18 protein-coding genes are annotated in these 15,728 nt (G+C 31.4%); 6 read left to right on the top strand and 12 right to left on the bottom strand.

Translation table 11 applies throughout. The features are described from left to right. Positions 1–40 precede the first annotated feature (40 nt). Positions 41–817, top strand: a complete 777-nt coding sequence (gene surE / locus ACR0P1_RS02185) for a 5'/3'-nucleotidase SurE (protein ID WP_432644768.1) — start codon at positions 41–43, stop codon at positions 815–817. Position 818: 1 nt separating this feature from the next. Here surE and ACR0P1_RS02190 read toward each other — a convergent pair whose 3' ends face one another. Further along, positions 819–962 (bottom strand): hypothetical protein, encoded by a 144-nt coding sequence (locus tag ACR0P1_RS02190; RefSeq protein WP_292762762.1) that lies wholly within the window; start codon positions 960–962, stop codon positions 819–821. 32 nt (positions 963–994) lie between these two features. On the opposite strand from ACR0P1_RS02190, the gene ACR0P1_RS02195 reads away from it, so the two are divergent. Beyond that, positions 995–1,243 (top strand): LSM domain-containing protein, encoded by a 249-nt coding sequence (locus ACR0P1_RS02195; protein ID WP_432644769.1) that lies wholly within the window; start codon positions 995–997, stop codon positions 1,241–1,243. Between the two features lie 2 nt (positions 1,244–1,245). Here ACR0P1_RS02195 and ACR0P1_RS02200 read toward each other — a convergent pair whose 3' ends face one another. The 5 genes from ACR0P1_RS02200 to ACR0P1_RS02220 all read right to left on the bottom strand — a co-directional run bounded on the left by ACR0P1_RS02200 (position 1,246) and on the right by ACR0P1_RS02220 (position 6,160). Further along, the gene (locus ACR0P1_RS02200; RefSeq protein ID WP_432644770.1) at positions 1,246–2,253 is read right to left on the bottom strand and encodes a methanogenesis marker 12 protein; all 1,008 of its coding nucleotides are present in this window, start codon (positions 2,251–2,253) and stop codon (positions 1,246–1,248) included. Positions 2,254–2,311: 58 nt separating this feature from the next. Further along, positions 2,312–3,304 carry a ketol-acid reductoisomerase gene (ilvC, locus tag ACR0P1_RS02205; RefSeq protein WP_432644771.1) on the bottom strand — a complete coding sequence of 331 codons (993 nt, stop codon included), beginning with the start codon at positions 3,302–3,304 and terminating at the stop codon, positions 2,312–2,314. Between the two features lie 146 nt (positions 3,305–3,450). Next, positions 3,451–3,978, bottom strand: a complete 528-nt coding sequence (locus ACR0P1_RS02210) for a beta-class carbonic anhydrase (protein ID WP_432644772.1) — start codon at positions 3,976–3,978, stop codon at positions 3,451–3,453. A gap of 1 nt (position 3,979) precedes the next feature. After that, positions 3,980–4,465, bottom strand: coding sequence for an acetolactate synthase small subunit (gene ilvN / locus ACR0P1_RS02215; protein ID WP_432644773.1), 486 nt, complete (start codon positions 4,463–4,465; stop codon positions 3,980–3,982). Further along, complete coding sequence (locus tag ACR0P1_RS02220) at positions 4,466–6,160, bottom strand: acetolactate synthase large subunit (RefSeq protein WP_432644774.1); 1,695 nt, start codon at positions 6,158–6,160, stop codon at positions 4,466–4,468. It lies immediately after the preceding gene. Positions 6,161–6,230: 70 nt separating this feature from the next. Here ACR0P1_RS02220 and ACR0P1_RS02225 point away from each other — a divergent pair, with 70 nt between their 5' ends. Together ACR0P1_RS02225 and ACR0P1_RS02230 are read left to right on the top strand one after the other, a co-directional pair. After that, on the top strand, positions 6,231–6,587 hold the full coding sequence (locus ACR0P1_RS02225; protein WP_432644775.1) for a DUF2085 domain-containing protein: 357 nt from the start codon (positions 6,231–6,233) through the stop codon (positions 6,585–6,587). Beyond that, positions 6,577–6,834, top strand: a complete 258-nt coding sequence (locus ACR0P1_RS02230; RefSeq protein ID WP_432644776.1) for a zinc-ribbon domain-containing protein — start codon at positions 6,577–6,579, stop codon at positions 6,832–6,834. Before ACR0P1_RS02225 ends, ACR0P1_RS02230 begins: the two co-directional genes overlap by 11 nt. 28 nt (positions 6,835–6,862) lie before the next feature. Here the strand turns inward: ACR0P1_RS02230 and argF are convergent, their stop codons facing one another. Together argF and purD are read right to left on the bottom strand one after the other, a co-directional pair. Continuing rightward, positions 6,863–7,771 carry an ornithine carbamoyltransferase gene (gene argF / locus ACR0P1_RS02235; protein ID WP_432644777.1) on the bottom strand — a complete coding sequence of 303 codons (909 nt, stop codon included), beginning with the start codon at positions 7,769–7,771 and terminating at the stop codon, positions 6,863–6,865. Between the two features lie 287 nt (positions 7,772–8,058). Further along, the gene (gene purD / locus ACR0P1_RS02240; protein WP_432644778.1) at positions 8,059–9,369 is read right to left on the bottom strand and encodes a phosphoribosylamine--glycine ligase; all 1,311 of its coding nucleotides are present in this window, start codon (positions 9,367–9,369) and stop codon (positions 8,059–8,061) included. A 148-nt stretch (positions 9,370–9,517) separates the two neighbouring features. Between purD and ACR0P1_RS02245 the strand changes: the two genes are divergently transcribed. Together ACR0P1_RS02245 and ACR0P1_RS02250 are read left to right on the top strand one after the other, a co-directional pair. Next, the gene (locus tag ACR0P1_RS02245) at positions 9,518–10,864 is read left to right on the top strand and encodes an MATE family efflux transporter (RefSeq protein WP_432644779.1); all 1,347 of its coding nucleotides are present in this window, start codon (positions 9,518–9,520) and stop codon (positions 10,862–10,864) included. Further along, positions 10,854–11,270: a MarR family winged helix-turn-helix transcriptional regulator gene (locus tag ACR0P1_RS02250; protein WP_432644780.1), complete on the top strand. Its 417-nt coding sequence runs from the start codon at positions 10,854–10,856 to the stop codon at positions 11,268–11,270. Before ACR0P1_RS02245 ends, ACR0P1_RS02250 begins: the two co-directional genes overlap by 11 nt. Positions 11,271–11,614: 344 nt before the next feature. On the opposite strand, the gene argS is transcribed toward ACR0P1_RS02250, so the two are convergent. From argS to ACR0P1_RS02270, 4 genes are read right to left on the bottom strand one after another with little or no spacing between them, the layout of a single operon-like run. Continuing rightward, positions 11,615–13,315: an arginine--tRNA ligase gene (argS, locus tag ACR0P1_RS02255; RefSeq protein WP_432644781.1), complete on the bottom strand. Its 1,701-nt coding sequence runs from the start codon at positions 13,313–13,315 to the stop codon at positions 11,615–11,617. Between the two features lie 21 nt (positions 13,316–13,336). Continuing rightward, positions 13,337–13,762, bottom strand: a complete 426-nt coding sequence (locus ACR0P1_RS02260; protein WP_432644782.1) for a signal peptidase I — start codon at positions 13,760–13,762, stop codon at positions 13,337–13,339. Positions 13,763–13,768: 6 nt separating this feature from the next. Beyond that, positions 13,769–15,043: a glutamate-1-semialdehyde 2,1-aminomutase gene (hemL, locus tag ACR0P1_RS02265; RefSeq protein ID WP_432644783.1), complete on the bottom strand. Its 1,275-nt coding sequence runs from the start codon at positions 15,041–15,043 to the stop codon at positions 13,769–13,771. Between the two features lie 9 nt (positions 15,044–15,052). Next, positions 15,053–15,682 carry a cobalt-precorrin-8 methylmutase gene (locus ACR0P1_RS02270; RefSeq protein ID WP_432644784.1) on the bottom strand — a complete coding sequence of 210 codons (630 nt, stop codon included), beginning with the start codon at positions 15,680–15,682 and terminating at the stop codon, positions 15,053–15,055. Positions 15,683–15,728 lie beyond the last annotated feature (46 nt).

Genomic DNA, 15,728 nt, shown 5'->3' on the forward strand with positions numbered 1-15,728 from the left:
ATATAAAATTATTTTAAGAAGATTAAACCTTAATATAATTATGAAAACGTTAATAAGTAATGATGATGGAATAACAGCTTCAGGAATTCTAGCTTCAAAAAAAGCTATGGAAAACTTATGTGATACTTATGTTATTGCACCTGAAACACAACAAAGTGGAATAGGTCATGCATTAACATTATTCGAACCATTAAGAGTAAATGAACATGTTTTAAGAGATGGGAGTATAGGATATGGAGTAAGTGGGACCCCAACAGATGCAGTAACAATTGCATTATTTGAAATAATGGATGAAAAACCAGACATAATGATTTCTGGGATAAATACAGGATTTAATATTGGAAAAGCAGAATTAACAACTTCTGGAACATTAGGAGCCGCAATTGAAGCTGCAAGTTTCGGTATTCCAACAATTGCCATTTCTCAAGAAGTAACACAAGATGATGTCAAATTTGAAAATGGTAAAGTAGAAGTAGATTTTGATTTCGCAGTTAAAATGCTTAACAAATTAGCAAAAATAGTATTAAAAAAAGGATTACCTGAAGGAATTGATTTACTGAATGTTAACGTCCCAGCAAACCCTTCCGATGATGAATTTGAAGTTGTAGAATTAGGAAATAGAATGTATTCTCCTGTTGTTGAACAACGCTTAGATCCACGTGGAAAACCATACTATTGGATTGATGGTGAACTCTACGAACTTAATAAACCCGGAAGCGATGGTTATGAATTGAGAATGAATCAAAAAACTACAATTACTCCATTAAAAATAGATTTAACTAGTGATTTAAACTTAATAAAAAAATGGTTAAAATAAATTATAAATTTAAATCTTTAAGTATTTTATCTCTCTCTTCCCTAAGCTCATTTAAAATCTTTTCATCACTACATCCGTCTTTTTTTAATTGAGCTATTGTACGAGTAATAGCTTCTAAATTACTTTCTAACTGATTAATTGCCATAGTATATACTATAAATGTCAAACTATATAAATATGAAACATCAAAATAAAAGTAGAATTATCAAGGATTTGAAATATATGACTCAAGATAAAGATAATGTAAATAAAATGTTCAAACAATTTAAAAATAAATATGTAACTGTTGATTTAAGAGGAAACTATCAAAGCGAAGGAAAAATAATCGCAATTGACAATTACTTAAACATCATCCTTGAGAATGAAAATGGTTTAGAAACCGTCAAAGGCGGAAATATTATTTTTATTAGTGTAAAAGAAGAATAGGATTATGAAATATTAACTTCAATACCCAATATTTCTTCTTTACCATTATAAACATCCATTGCTATTTGAGCAGCACCAATAGCTCCAGATTCTTTAGAAATTACTTTTAAAGGATATTTATTTTTGAAATATTTATTAATTTCCTCTTCAAAATTGAATGGTTCAGTTGCACTTCCAATAGAACCTGTAAGTACTACCCCCTCAATTTTATTTTCACATACAGCATCTAACCCTGCAATTTCCATTACAACAGTCATAATTAAAGTATCAATAGCTAATTTTGCTTTTTCATCACCTTTTCTGTAATTTTCAAGAAGTATGTCTTTCATATTAGCTACTTTACCGTCGATTCCAGCAACTTTGATTGCGCCAGCATGTGAAAAACAATCATTAGCAGATCTTTTACCTTCATCAATATCTCTAATCATTTCTAAATCAATAGGTCCATGAACAACACCCATAGCACCTAAACATGCATCTATAGCTCCTTTAATTTTTCCATCTTCAATTAAGATATCAACACTATTAGATGAAATATCTGCCACAATAAAATTAGACCATCCGGTTTCTTTTAATCCATTATAACAAATGCTTACTTTTTCAGGACTGGCTTGGTGAGAATAAGCTGCTCTGAACAATTCATTTAAAGAAGTAGAATCCTTATGAAGACCAGGAATCATAATTGAATCAATGTCTAATGATTCCAATTCAGAAAATACAGATGTTCCTCCTCCTGTTACTTTACCCGCTCCATTGATAGATAAAATTCCCCTATCTTCAACTTTATTTGTTGGTAAAATTTGGTTTATTCCATCACCCATAGCATAAGTGATAGCCATTAATTTTACAGAGTCCAAGTTAACACGTTTTGTTATTTCTTCAGTTGCAGAAACTAACCCTTTTTTACTTTCTTCTCTTCCAATTTTAAAAACATCAAGTACTTCGCCTTCATCGGACAATATACAAAAAGAGATTCCAGTAGTTCCATGGTCCATTCCAATAAATACCACGATTACCACACTATAAAATATAATTAAATAAAAAAAATAGTAAAAGGATTAAAAAGACTTAATCATCTTTTTGTAATCCACAAGCTTTTCTTAATCTTTCACCAACGATTTCAATTTCTTTTTGACCTTCAGCAGCTCTCATTTCTTTTAAGTTAGCTCCATCAGTAGCATTTTCGTCAGCGAATTGTTTTTTGAAAGTTCCATCTTGAATTTGTTTTAAAGCAACTTTCATACCTTCTTTTGCTTCATCTGTAATGATGGTTTTTCCTCTAGTTAATCCACCGTATTCAGCAGTGTTACTTACATCATTCCACATTCCAGCAAATCCTTTTTCATAGATTAAATCAACGATGAGTTTTACTTCGTGACAAGTTTCGAAGTATGCAATTTCAGGTTGGTATCCAGCCTCAACTAAAGTTGTGAATCCTGCGTTAATTAATTCAGTAATTCCACCACATAAAACAGTTTGTTCACCGAATAAATCAGTTTCAGTTTCTTCTTTGAAAGTGGTTTCTAAAACACCTGCTTTGGTTAATCCACATGCTTTTGCCATACCTAATGCAAGTTGTAATGCATCACCAGTAGCATCTCTTTCAACTGCGACTAAACCAGGAATACCGAATCCTTCTTCATAAGTTCTTCTTACCATGGATCCAGGTCCTTTAGGTGCAAACATTACGATATTTACATCGTCTGCAGGATCAATTAAACCAAAATGAATATTGTAACCGTGAGAGAATGAAATAGTGTTGCCAGATTCAACATAAGGAGCAATTTGTTCATTGTAAACTTTTTCTTGAATTTCATCAGGAAGTAAAATATGAATAATATCAGCTTCTTTTGCTGCATCTTCGATAGTTTTAACAGTCATGCCATCTTCTTGGACTAAATTCCAAGAACTTCCGTTTTCTCTTACACCAACTATGACATCAGCTCCACTATCAGCCATATTTCTGGATTGTGCTCTACCTTGTGAACCATAACCAATTACAGCAATGGTTTTTCCTTTAAGAGCATCTGTATTTACATCCGCATCGTAATACATTTTCATTTAAAATCATCTCTTATTTTTTTAATTAATAAATAAAATTGAATTGAATATTTTATAAAATATCCAATATAATATATTCATTTTAATAATATATTAAGTTTTATATTTCGTAAATCGAACAATGAAAAAAATAGAAAAATAGATGATTAATAACCATCTACTAAAACTTTTAATTCGCCAGTGACAATGTCCATAATTAAACCATGTACAGGCACGTCAGGGATTAATGGGTGGTTTTTAATTTTTTCAACAACATTTTTGACGTTTTCTTCCTCATCATCAAATCCACCAATCCATTCAGACAAATCATATTTAGCAATATCTTCTTCTTTGATTCCTCTAGCAAGCATTTTTTCTTTTAAAGCATCAACATCTGCACCTGCCATACCACATTCAGTATGACCAACAACTAATACTTCTTCAGCTCCGAGGTTGTATAAAGCTGCTCCAATTGATCTAATTGCATCTTCTCCAACGATGGAATTTCCTGCATTTCTTATAATTTTCGCATCTCCCCTTTTAAGACCTAAAGCAGGTTCAAAAAAGTCAATTAATCTACAATCCATACAAGTTAATATAGCTAACTTTTTTTGTGCATGGTGAGACATTTCCTCGCCTTCAAAGCTATCAACAAATTTCTTATTATCTTCTAAAACATTTTCTAAAATACTCATCTTATACACCTCTAGCCATAGCGGTAAGACCGGTACGAGAAATATTTTTAATTCCGTAACCTTTTATTAAAGATATAAATGCATTAATCTTTTCTACATCTCCAGTAAGTTCAATAATCAAAGTTTCTTCTGAAACATCAACTATTTTCGCCCTGAAGATGTTTGTATATTGCATTATCTCCGCCCTTGCTTTTTCATTAGGAACATGCACTTTAATAAGGCATAACTCCCTATTAACTGCATTTTGTGTAATATCTTTAATCTTGATAACATCAACTAATTTATTTAGTTGCTTTATAACTTGTTCAAGGCCTTGTGCATCTGCATTAACACTAATTACCATACGAGATAATCCTTCAACTTCAGATGCTCCTACAGTAATACTATCAATGTTAAAGCCTCTCCTATTAAATAATCCTGCAATTTTTTGTAAAACTCCTGGCCTATCCTCTACTAATGTGGATATAACATGATATTCATTAATCATCTAAATCACATCCTTTTCCAGCTTATATTCTCCAATCATCTCATTAATTCCAGCTCCAGGAGGGAGCATAGGCAATGCCTCTTGTGAATCAATTACAATATCTAATAAAATTGCTTCATTATCTTTAATTGCTTTACTTAAAACTTCTTTAGTTTCACCAGGTTTAGTAATTCTAGTAGCATTTATTCCAAAACTTTCTGCTAATTTAACAAAGTCAGGACTATTTCCCAGCAATGTTTGAGAGTGTCTTCCATCATATAATAAACTTTGCCATTGATATACCATTCCTAAAGTCCTATTCTCAAAAACAGCAGTAATAACAGGTAAATCATATTCACGAATAGTAGCTAACTCTTGACAAACCATTAAGAATCCACCATCACCATTGATTGAGACGACAGGGTCTTCAGGACAAGCTACTTTAGCACCAATAGCTGCTGGCAATCCGAATCCCATAGTTCCAAGACCACCTGAAGAAATGAATTTACGTGGCTTTTGAGTTTCAAAGAAGTGTGCTGCCCACATTTGATTTTGACCAACATCTGTTGTTAATATTGAATCGGGAGTTAACACCTCAGCAATTTCTTTTATAATAGTTTGTGGTTTTAAAGGAACATCAGAATAAGTAACTCTAGGAGATAATTCTTGTTTTTTATCCTTAATCATATTAACCCATCTAGTTACATCATCAGATACTACATGTCCTTTTAAATTATTATTTAATGAAGATAATACATTATATGCGTCCCCTACAATCGGTAAATCAACACCAACATTCTTACCAATTTCAGCAGGATCAATATCAATATGAATAACTTTAGTATTAGGTGCAAAACTATCTAATTTACCTGTAGTTCTATCTGAAAATCTAATACCAATAGCTATTAACAAATCAGACTCATTAATATAATCATTAGAAACTTTCCTACCATGCATACCAAGCATACCCAATGCTAAATCATCAGTTTCATCAATAGCTCCTTTACCTAAAAGTGAAGTCATGACTGGGGCATTAATAGCATATGCAAGTTTTCTTAACTCGGAGCATGCTCCAGAAATAATAACCCCTGCACCAGCCAAAATCATAGGTTTTTTAGCTTCTTTAATTAAATTACATGCCTTTTTTATTTGTCTAAGATTACCTTTAGTAGTAGGATTGTAACCAGGTGTCTCAATTAATGAATCATCAAAATTACTTAATTCTCCTTCTTGGACCTCTTTTGGAACATCAATAACAATAGGTCCAGGCCTTCCACTCGCAGAAATCTCAAAAGCAGATTTAATCACTGATGGAATTAAATCTGGATTTTTAGGTTGAAAACTGTGTTTAGTAATAGGCATTGTAATTCCAATAATGTCCGCTTCCTGGAATGCATCATTACCAATCAAATGAGTAGGAACTTGTCCAGTAATAGCCACAATTGGAGAAGAATCCATATATGCAGTAGCAATACCTGTTACTAAATTTGTAGCACCAGGACCTGAAGTTGCTAAACACACACCAACACGACCAGAAGCTCTTGCATATCCATCTGCTGCATGAGCTGCACATTGTTCATGTCTTACTAATATATGCTCCATGTCTGAATCATATAACATGTCATAAAACGGTATGGTTTGTCCACCAGGATAACCAAATATTGTTTTGACACCCATATTTTTTAGAGATTGAATTATCGCTTCTCCGCCTCTCATTGTTAAAACCTTTATATATTATAAATTAAGATATGACAATAAAAATATATATAATTATTGAAATATATTTATGTATTTAAGTTGTGTTGATATCATGGAATTAACAAAATATATTTGTCATAGAAAACCTGAGAGAAGTTTTCATATTAAAAATCATCAATTTCCAGTTTGTGCAAGATGTACTGGATTTTATATAGGATTAATTACTTATTTAATTTGTAATTTATTTTATACTCATAACTATGATTTTAATATGCTAATAATTTCAGTTATCCTTATGATTCCTGTGGCAATCGATGGTTTCACACAATATGCGGGTTTAAGAGAAAGTACCAATAACCTAAGATTAATAACTGGTTTCATTGGCGGAATTGGTTTAATCATATTTTTGAAAATAATTATAAGGGGGATTTCATATGTTTTGTAGAAAATGCGGTGAAGAAAATCTGGAAGAAGCAGTATTTTGTAAAAATTGTGGAGCTAGATTAAAAGAAGAGGAAGTTAAAAAAGCAACAGTGATCGAAACTCCAACAGAAAAAGAAAATACATACACTAATCAAAATAGAACTACAACAACTACCACTTCCAGTAATAACGGAGATTCTGGGTTATTGAGCTGTTGTATATGTTTAATAGGGATTTTTATAATCTTTGCAATAATAGGATTATTTTAAAAAAAATAGTGGATTTAAGAGTCAAACTCTAATCCTTCATGTAGTAATATAAAACAGCTTTTTGAGCATGCATTCTGTTTTCAGCTTCATCAAAAACAACAGATTGTGGTCCATCAATTACTTCACTAGTTACTTCCTGACCTCTAATTGCAGGTAAACAATGCATGAAAATAGCTCCATCATTAGCTATATTCATTAAATCAGAATTGACTTGGAAAGGAGCGAAGTCAGCTTCTCTTTGTTTTGCTTCAGCTTCATCACCCATACTTACCCAAACATCAGTATAAACCACATCTACATTTTCTAATGCAACACCAATATCATCAGTTACAGTAATTTCAGTATTGTTTTCATCAGCATACTCTTTTGCAGTTTTTAAAATCTCTTTTGAAGGTTCATAACCTTCTGGACAAGCAACAGACATATCCATACCAAAAAGAGGAGCAATTAATAAAAGGGAATTACATACATTGTTTCCATCTCCTACAAAACAGATTTTCTTACCTTTCCAATCACCTAAATGTTCTTTAATTGTTAACATATCAGCTAATGCTTGGCAAGGGTGTTCTAAATTAGTTAACCCACTAATAACTGGAACATCAGAATATTTAGCTAATTCAATTACATCATCATGTTCTATAGCACGAATCATTATTCCATCAACAAAACGGCTTAAAGCTTTAGCAGTATCTGAAATAGGCTCTCCTCTACCCATCTGTAAATCATTAGAAGATAAAAAGATTGCTCTTCCACCTAACTGATACATTCCAACATCAAAAGAAAGTCTAGTTCTTGTTGATGATTTTTGGAAAATCATTGCTAATGTCTTATCTTTAAGTGGCTTTTCTTCTATTTCCCCTGCTTTAATTTTAGAAGCTAAATCTAAAATATACTTAACATCATCTTTAATATCTGCAATTGATAATAAACTATCCATTATAATTCCCCATTATAATAACAATAAAATTAACTATTTATTGATAATATATATTAAAGTTATCTATTATATCCCTAATTGTAGAAATTAGGATAAACCAGTAAGACAAATAACTTGAAATTTGAAAATCTAAGAAATTTACAATAAAAATTTTCAACAATATAAAAAAAATTATTATCATGAAAATAAATCCAAAGAACGTAATAAACTAACTTAATAGATGTTAACTAGCTCATTTAATTTAATTCTTTAGAATTATCTTTTATAAAATAAAAAAAATAAGAAATTTAGTTTAAAATTTCTTTCATATGTTCAACACGCATGTTAATAAGTTCAGTTGTTCCAACATCACGTCTATGATAAACATTACCTTTAACAAACTCACATGCTTTTTCAGCTATTTTTTCAGCTTCCTCAATAGATTCACCAGTAGCTACAATACCTAATGCTCTTGAACCTGATAAATGAATTCCATCATCTTCAGCTGATACTGCTGCATAAAATACTTTAGCACCTAATTCTTCTATTGCTTCTTCATCAACATCCACCAATTCACCAGCGAATTTAGTTTCAGGATATCCATCAGGCACAATGTATTTACATACACTAGCTTTATCTTCAAATTCCACTTTATCTAAGTTACCGTCCACAATAGCTTGACAAACATCAACTAATGGAGTTTTAAGTAATGGTAAAACGTTCATTGCTTCAGGATCTCCAAATCTTGCATTATATTCAATGAGTTTTGGACCATCAGCAGTTAACATAAATTGACCATATAAAATACCTTTGTATGGTTCAGCTTCCTTAGCAATAGCTTTTAAAGTATCTTCCATAATTTTTACAGCTGCATCATAATCATCTTGAGTTAAAAATGGCAATAATCCAGAAGCATCAGAGTATGAACCCATACCACCAGTAATTGCACCAACATCTCCTTCAAATGCATAAGGATGATCTTGTGCTGCAGGCATTGGAGCTAAATGTTGTCCATCACAAAATGCCTGAATAGTAAATTCTTCACCAATTAATCTTTCTTCAATAATAACTTGAGCAAATCCACCCATTACATTATCAATAACTTCACATGAGTATTCTTTTGCTTCTTCATTATCTTTTAAATGGTCACCAACGATTTTAACTCCTTTACCACCAGTTAATCCAACTGGTTTTACAACAACATCTCTATCAAATTCATCTAAAAATTCAGAAACATCTTTTGAGTTATCAAATACTTTGTAAACAAGTGATCCATCAATTTTATAATCTTCAAAGAGTTTTCTCATAAATGATTTATCAGTTTCGATTCTTGCTGCACTTTTAGTTGGTCCAACACAACCAATTCCGTTTTTTTGAAGTTCATCAACAATTCCTTTTTCAAGGGGAGCTTCAGGACCAATAAATGCAATATCAATATCATTTTCAACAGCAAATGCTGCTACTTTTTCAACTTCACCTTCATCGCCTTGTTTAAATTCAGCGATTTTGGACATACCAGGATTTACCTTACTCATGTAACAATATAACTCCACATCATCTTTTAAAGCATCAGCAATAGCATGTTCACGAGCACCAGTTCCAACAACTAAAACCTTCATAATATAGTCTCCTATTAGTTCATAATTATGTTAGTAGAAATATTTATATATTAACACTTGCATATACAAGAGTATTATTGCATATGCAATAGTACTATTGCGTATGCAAGAGTGAGATGAGAATTATGGAAAAAATTCAAATATAGAGATGATTACAGGAGACCCTAAAAGGGCAATTAACAAATTATCAATACCAATTATTGTTAGTATGTTTTTAATTTTTGCTAATAATATTATTGACAGCGTTTGGGTAGCAGGACTCGGCTCAGACCCATTAGCTGCACTTGGATATGTAACACCATTGTTTATGGTACTTATTGGAATTGGAAACGGAATCGGTGCCGGTGGTAACTCATTAATTTCACGTTATATTGAAGCTAAAAATAGAAAATCAGCAAATAATGCTGCAATTCACAACTTGATTTTAGGAGTAATATTGTCAATAGTTGTTTCAGTGATATTACTCACATTTTTAAAACCATTATTAGTAATTATGGGAGCATCATCTGTTTTAAAATACGCAATGGATTATGGAATTGTAATTTTTGCATTTTCATTTGCACTGTTACTTCCACCAATCTTTGGAGGAGCATTTAGAGCAGAAGGAGACATTAAAAGAGCAACAATGCCACTTGCAATTGCAGCAATAATCAACATGATTATTGACCCAATTTTTATTTATACATTAAATTTAGGAGTTGCAGGTGCTGCATGGGCAACCATAATCGCACACTTAATCGCAATAGCATCAATGCTTTACTGGATGTTTGTTAAAAAAGACACATATCTCAAATATACTCGTGAAAGCTTCAAAAACGATTTAAAAATGTATAAAGATATTTTAGTTGTAGGTATTCCTGCCAGTTTAGAGCAATTAATCATATCTGCACTAACAATATTCATCAATTTCATGCTTACAATAGTTTCAGGACCTGTCGCAGTAGCTGCTTATAACGCAGGATGGAGAATAATAAATATCGGAATGCTTCCAGCAATAGGAGTAGGAACTGCTTCAATATCTGTTGCAGGTGTTGCATACGGAGCACATAAATACGAAAATTTAAGAGTTACCGCAAGATACGCAGTTAAAATAGCATTAATAGCTTCAATCATTGTTTGTATTATTTTAAATATATTTGCAAATCAAATTGCATTCATATTTTCCTATTCAGAAAGCAGTGCCCAATTAGCACCATTAATTACAAGTTTCCTACAAATTATGTGTCTATTCATATTATATGTTCCATTTGGAGCAAGTGCAGGAAATGTATTCCAAGGAGTTGGAAAAGGAACTATTTCATTTGTATTAACAGCATTTAGGGAATTCATATTAGTGTTAATCTTTGCATATACACTTGGATTTATCTTTAACATGGGAGAAATCGGAATATACTATGGAATGCTTTTAGGTGGTGGAATTGGTTCATTAATATGTTATGCATGTATTGAACTATATATCAACAGATTAATAAGGAATAGTAAACATGAAAGTTAATGAAAGTGATACAAGCGGTAGATTTATTTCAATACTTCATAAGGAACATTCAAAATATATTAACAAAAATGTAAAAGATGAAGGCCTAAGTTTTGGCCTACATCCCATTTTAGTTATAATATATGAGAATGATGGAATAAACCAAGAAAAATTAGCAGAAATATTACATTTAAACGAAAGCACAGTAACAAGAAACCTTAAAAAACTTGAAGATAAGGGATTTATTGAGCGAATTAAAGACAAAAGAAAAAAAATCATGAAATTAACACCAAAAGGCAAAAAAACAGCCTTAAAAGTTCTAAATTGTGACTGCCAATGGGATGAAAAATTAAAAGAAATTCTAACAGATGAAGAATATGGTAATTTCCTAAAAAACATTAAAAAAATTTGTGAGCAATTAATATGAATCAAACAATTTATAATTTAAAAAAAATAGAAAAAGCATTCATAAATTAAAGATAAACAAATTTTTAATGAGAAATTTTTAGAAACAGGGATTACACAACAGCAAGAACCTACAATCATCAAAAATTGTTGTCCAAAATCTAGAAACAATCAAAAAGTTATCTGTATGGAATAACCTAACAAAAGAAAATTATATCCACTATGTGGATTAATTTTTCTATTTTTTTATATTTACCAAAATTCACAATGAATTTTCATTAAAAATGAGTACACCGTTATTAACTTAAATATCCAATTAAATATTCATTAATAAAAAAAAGAAATTAAGACGAGTTATAAACTCATCTACATTTTTTCAGGTGCAGCAACACCTAAAATATTTAAAGCATTTTTAATAGTTGTTTTAGCCCTATCAACTAAAATCAATCTAGTATCCTCTACATCAGATCCAATTACTTGTTCTGTTTTGTAGAATTTGTTAAATGAACCAGCTAAATCTTGACAGTATTGAGTAATGTTGTGAACTCTTTGTTTGTTAGCACAATCTTCAACAACCTGTGGGAATTTAGCTATTTGTCTTATTAAATCCTGTTCATTTTCATTAGGAATCCACTCATCACTAACAGTTAAGGAACTGATATCTTTTCCAGATTTTCTAAGTAGCTTACATGCTCTTGCATGAGCATATTGAATAGATGCACAACCTCTTTCAAAGCTTAAAGCCTCATCCCATTTAAAGGTTAAGTGTTTTTCTGGGGATAATTTAGCAATGAAGAATCTTATAGCTCCAATACCAATATCTTCAGCCATTGGTGCAATTTCTTCTTCACTTAATTCAGGGTTTCTTGATTTGATTTCATCATGTGCTCTTAAAACAGCTTCATCAATTAATTCATCAACAGATACGAATTTACCTCTTCTTGTAGACATTGAACCTTCAGGAAGTGTAATGAATTCATAAAATATTACATCAGGAGCAGTTTTTCTTAAAATTTCTTCAAAGATGACTTTAATTTGCTTAGCTGCAAGTTTGTGGTCAGATCCTAAAATATCAAGTACTTTATCTCCTAAAGTATTTTTATATAAATGATAAGCTAAATCTCTTGTAGAATAAAGAGATGTTCCATTTGATCTTCTAAGTACAAACTCTTTATCAATATTGAAATCTGTTAAATCTATAAACATTACATCTTCTTCTCTTGTAAATCCTTCTTTTTGGATATAATTTACAAGATCATTCACTTCCCCACTTCTTACAAATTGACCTTCCCATACAAAATCATCATGGACAATGTTCATTCTTAAAAGAGATTCTTTCATTCCAGAAATACATTTAGCTACAACATCTTCAAAGATTTTGTTTAATTCTTCATCACTACCTTCTTCGTATTTTTGGATTAATTCATCAACTTTAGCATTTAAAGCATCATCTTCTTCAACTGCCTTGTTTGCATCAAAGTATAATTTTCCGATTTTGTGGTCTATTTTGTCTCCTTCATAATCTTCAATTTTCAAACCACATTCAGTTATTCCACATACGATAATAGCTATTTGTCTTCCCATATCATTTACATAATACTGGGTTACAACATCCCTACCAGCTAATTTTAATAATCTTGAGAGAGAATCTCCAAAAATAGAATTTCTTATATGGCCTATATGTAATGGTCCATTTGGATTTGCTGAAGTATGTTCCAATATAATTTTTTCTCCATAAGCTGGAAGCTGTCCATAGTTTTCATCAACTTTTTCTAATAATAATTTAGAGAATTTAGTATAATCAATGAAAAAATTAACATAAGGTCCGAAGTTTTGTACTTTTGAAAAAATTTCAGGTACTTCAATCTTTTCAACTAAACCTTTTGCAACTTCAGGGGGAGATGTTCTTAATTTTTTTGTAAGTGCAAATGCAATTGTACTTGCTAAATCACCTAAATCTGGATTAGGTGGGAATTCTAATTTAAAATCCCTATCCACTTCTACATCATACTGATCTAATGCCTTATTAATAGCATCAATAGCTTGTTTTTCAATTTCGAAATACATTAACTCACCTTAATAAAATAATTATAACCCTCTTAACCAAAGGGAAAGATAACCGATTTTTGGAATTACGACTAAATTATCATCTATTGTCACGACTTTTTCTCTTATTTGACTTGCTTGAACATAATATGGGTCAGGAGAATCGTTATTGTCACCTTTAATCATATACATCGTAGTTCCATTTATATTTTTAATATCAATAATTCTATGGATAACTGGCTGGTCAAACCAAACTGCATCATAAACGACTACATCACCAACTTTAACATCATCTGCGTTAAACTCATGAATACCTAGAAAATCTGCTTTTTCAACCAGAACAATATCTCCTCTGTAAAAAACAGGCTCCATACTTCCAGATACAACAACATCCAGATGTTGAGCAGCAATTATGACTATGATAAAAATAATCACATATAATGCAATTTCTTTAAAATCAATTTCCATTTTAAATTACCTTCTTCTTTTTTTAAAAGCATCTTGCAAAGCAATCTCGATAGCATCAGAAGTTTTTTGTAAATCTTCCATACTATGAGCATTTGAGATAAAATTACATTCAAATTGAGAAGGTGGAATGAATACACCTTGTTTTAATAAAGATTTAAAGTATCTTAAGAATTTTTTTCTGTCAGATTCTTGAGCATCAGCATAATTATAAACTGGTGCTGGATTGAAATAAATTTGAAACATTGACGCTAGTCCAACCGGTTGAATATCATATCTTTCATCATCAATTATGGATTGAATGTTTCCTCTAAGGAAGTTTCCTTTTCCTTCTAACTCCTTGTAAAATGCATCATCTAATTGAGTTAAAGTGGAAATACCAGCTTGCACTGAAATAGGATTTCCTGCGAAAGTACCTGCTTGATAAACAGGACCATTTGGAGCAACCAATTCCATGATTTCTTTCTTACCACAGAAAGCACCCATAGGAAGTCCTCCACCAACAATTTTACCAAGAGTAGTTAAATCAGGAGTAACTCCATAATATTCCTGAGCTCCACCTCTTGAAGCTCTAAAACCAGTTATAACTTCATCAAATATTAAAACAATACCATTTTCTTCTGTAATTTTTCTAATAAATTCTAAAAATCCTGGTTTTGGTTCAATACAACCAACATTGCCCATAACTACCTCCATGATAATACAGGCAATATTCTCTCCTTCTTTTTCAATTACATCTGTTAAAGCTTCTTCATCGTTAAATGGAACAGATAAAGTATTCTTAGTAGTGTCAATTGGGATACCTGCACTATCAGGCAATGTTGCAGCACCAGACCCCCCTTTGACTAATACATAGTCATGTGCCCCATGATAAGCACCTTCAAATTTAATGATTTTATCCCTACCAGTAAAACCACGTGCCAATCTGATTGCGCTCATAGTAGCTTCTGTACCACTATTACAGAACCTTACCATTTCAGCAGAAGGAATTCTATCAATAACTTCTTTTTCAAGAGTTATTTCATTTTCAGTTGGAGTACCATAAGCTGTACCAATAGTTAATTGATTAGAAACTTCCTTTACAACTTTAGGGTCTGCATGTCCCAATATTAATGGCCCATATGCTAAACAATGGTCAATATAAGTTTTTCCATCTTCATCAGTAAGTTTTGAACCTCCAGCACTTTTAACAAAAAATGGATAAGGTTTAAAAGCACGAACAGGAGAATTTACTCCTCCCGGAAAATAATTTTTAGATTCATTGAATAATTCTTCAGAATTCATTTTATCACGCTATAAATGTTGTATTAATGAATTTACACAAGCAACCGCAATTGGTGTTCCACCTTTCGGCCCTTTGGTAATGACACTCGGAACATTGGAATTATGTAACGCATCTTTTGAATCAGCCGCCCCAACAAAACCAACAGGAACTCCAACAATAGCTTTAAGATTCATTTCACCTTTTTCGTATAAGTCCATAGCTTCGAAAACAGCAGTAGGAGCATTACCAGAAACTACAATACCTTCAAAATCATTATCAGCCGCATAACGCATTGCTGCAGCTGCTCTTGTAATTTGATTCTCTTTAGCCATTTTAATAACTTCTTCATTTCTGATATAACACTTAACTTCTCCATCATATCTTGTAATACCATATTTAACCATATTAATATCAGTTAAAATAGTTTCATTATTCTTAAGAGAAGCCATAGCCACATCTACAAAATCAGGACTGATTTTTACTAACTTTGCATATTCAGGATCAGCTGTTGAATGAACAATCCTCTCAACAATGTCCCTTTCAATAGGATTTAAATCTTTGACGTCATCACCAATAAGGCCACGAATAATTTCCCTACTTTTATTAGCAATATCCAGACCTTGTTTAGTTAATGCACCCATGAACATTTTGTCTGTCATATTATAACTATTAGTGAATATATAAGTTAAATATTTTGTTTATTTA

The organism is Methanobrevibacter sp., assembly GCF_050872065.1.
Lineage (GTDB): Archaea > Methanobacteriota > Methanobacteria > Methanobacteriales > Methanobacteriaceae > Methanocatella.

Coding starts and splice junctions, on each gene's coding strand:
- surE (WP_432644768.1), top strand. CDS start 41: ATGAAAACGTTAATAAGTAATGATGATGGAATAACAGCTTCAGGAATT.
- ACR0P1_RS02190 (WP_292762762.1), bottom strand. CDS start 962: ATGGCAATTAATCAGTTAGAAAGTAATTTAGAAGCTATTACTCGTACA.
- ACR0P1_RS02195 (WP_432644769.1), top strand. CDS start 995: ATGAAACATCAAAATAAAAGTAGAATTATCAAGGATTTGAAATATATG.
- ilvC (WP_432644771.1), bottom strand. CDS start 3,304: ATGAAAATGTATTACGATGCGGATGTAAATACAGATGCTCTTAAAGGA.
- ACR0P1_RS02210 (WP_432644772.1), bottom strand. CDS start 3,978: ATGAGTATTTTAGAAAATGTTTTAGAAGATAATAAGAAATTTGTTGAT.
- ilvN (WP_432644773.1), bottom strand. CDS start 4,465: ATGATTAATGAATATCATGTTATATCCACATTAGTAGAGGATAGGCCA.
- ACR0P1_RS02220 (WP_432644774.1), bottom strand. CDS start 6,160: ATGAGAGGCGGAGAAGCGATAATTCAATCTCTAAAAAATATGGGTGTC.
- ACR0P1_RS02225 (WP_432644775.1), top strand. CDS start 6,231: ATGTATTTAAGTTGTGTTGATATCATGGAATTAACAAAATATATTTGT.
- ACR0P1_RS02230 (WP_432644776.1), top strand. CDS start 6,577: ATGTTTTGTAGAAAATGCGGTGAAGAAAATCTGGAAGAAGCAGTATTT.
- argF (WP_432644777.1), bottom strand. CDS start 7,771: ATGGATAGTTTATTATCAATTGCAGATATTAAAGATGATGTTAAGTAT.
- purD (WP_432644778.1), bottom strand. CDS start 9,369: ATGAAGGTTTTAGTTGTTGGAACTGGTGCTCGTGAACATGCTATTGCT.
- ACR0P1_RS02245 (WP_432644779.1), top strand. CDS start 9,518: ATGATTACAGGAGACCCTAAAAGGGCAATTAACAAATTATCAATACCA.
- ACR0P1_RS02250 (WP_432644780.1), top strand. CDS start 10,854: ATGAAAGTTAATGAAAGTGATACAAGCGGTAGATTTATTTCAATACTT.
- argS (WP_432644781.1), bottom strand. CDS start 13,315: ATGTATTTCGAAATTGAAAAACAAGCTATTGATGCTATTAATAAGGCA.
- ACR0P1_RS02260 (WP_432644782.1), bottom strand. CDS start 13,762: ATGGAAATTGATTTTAAAGAAATTGCATTATATGTGATTATTTTTATC.
- hemL (WP_432644783.1), bottom strand. CDS start 15,043: ATGAATTCTGAAGAATTATTCAATGAATCTAAAAATTATTTTCCGGGA.
- ACR0P1_RS02270 (WP_432644784.1), bottom strand. CDS start 15,682: ATGACAGACAAAATGTTCATGGGTGCATTAACTAAACAAGGTCTGGAT.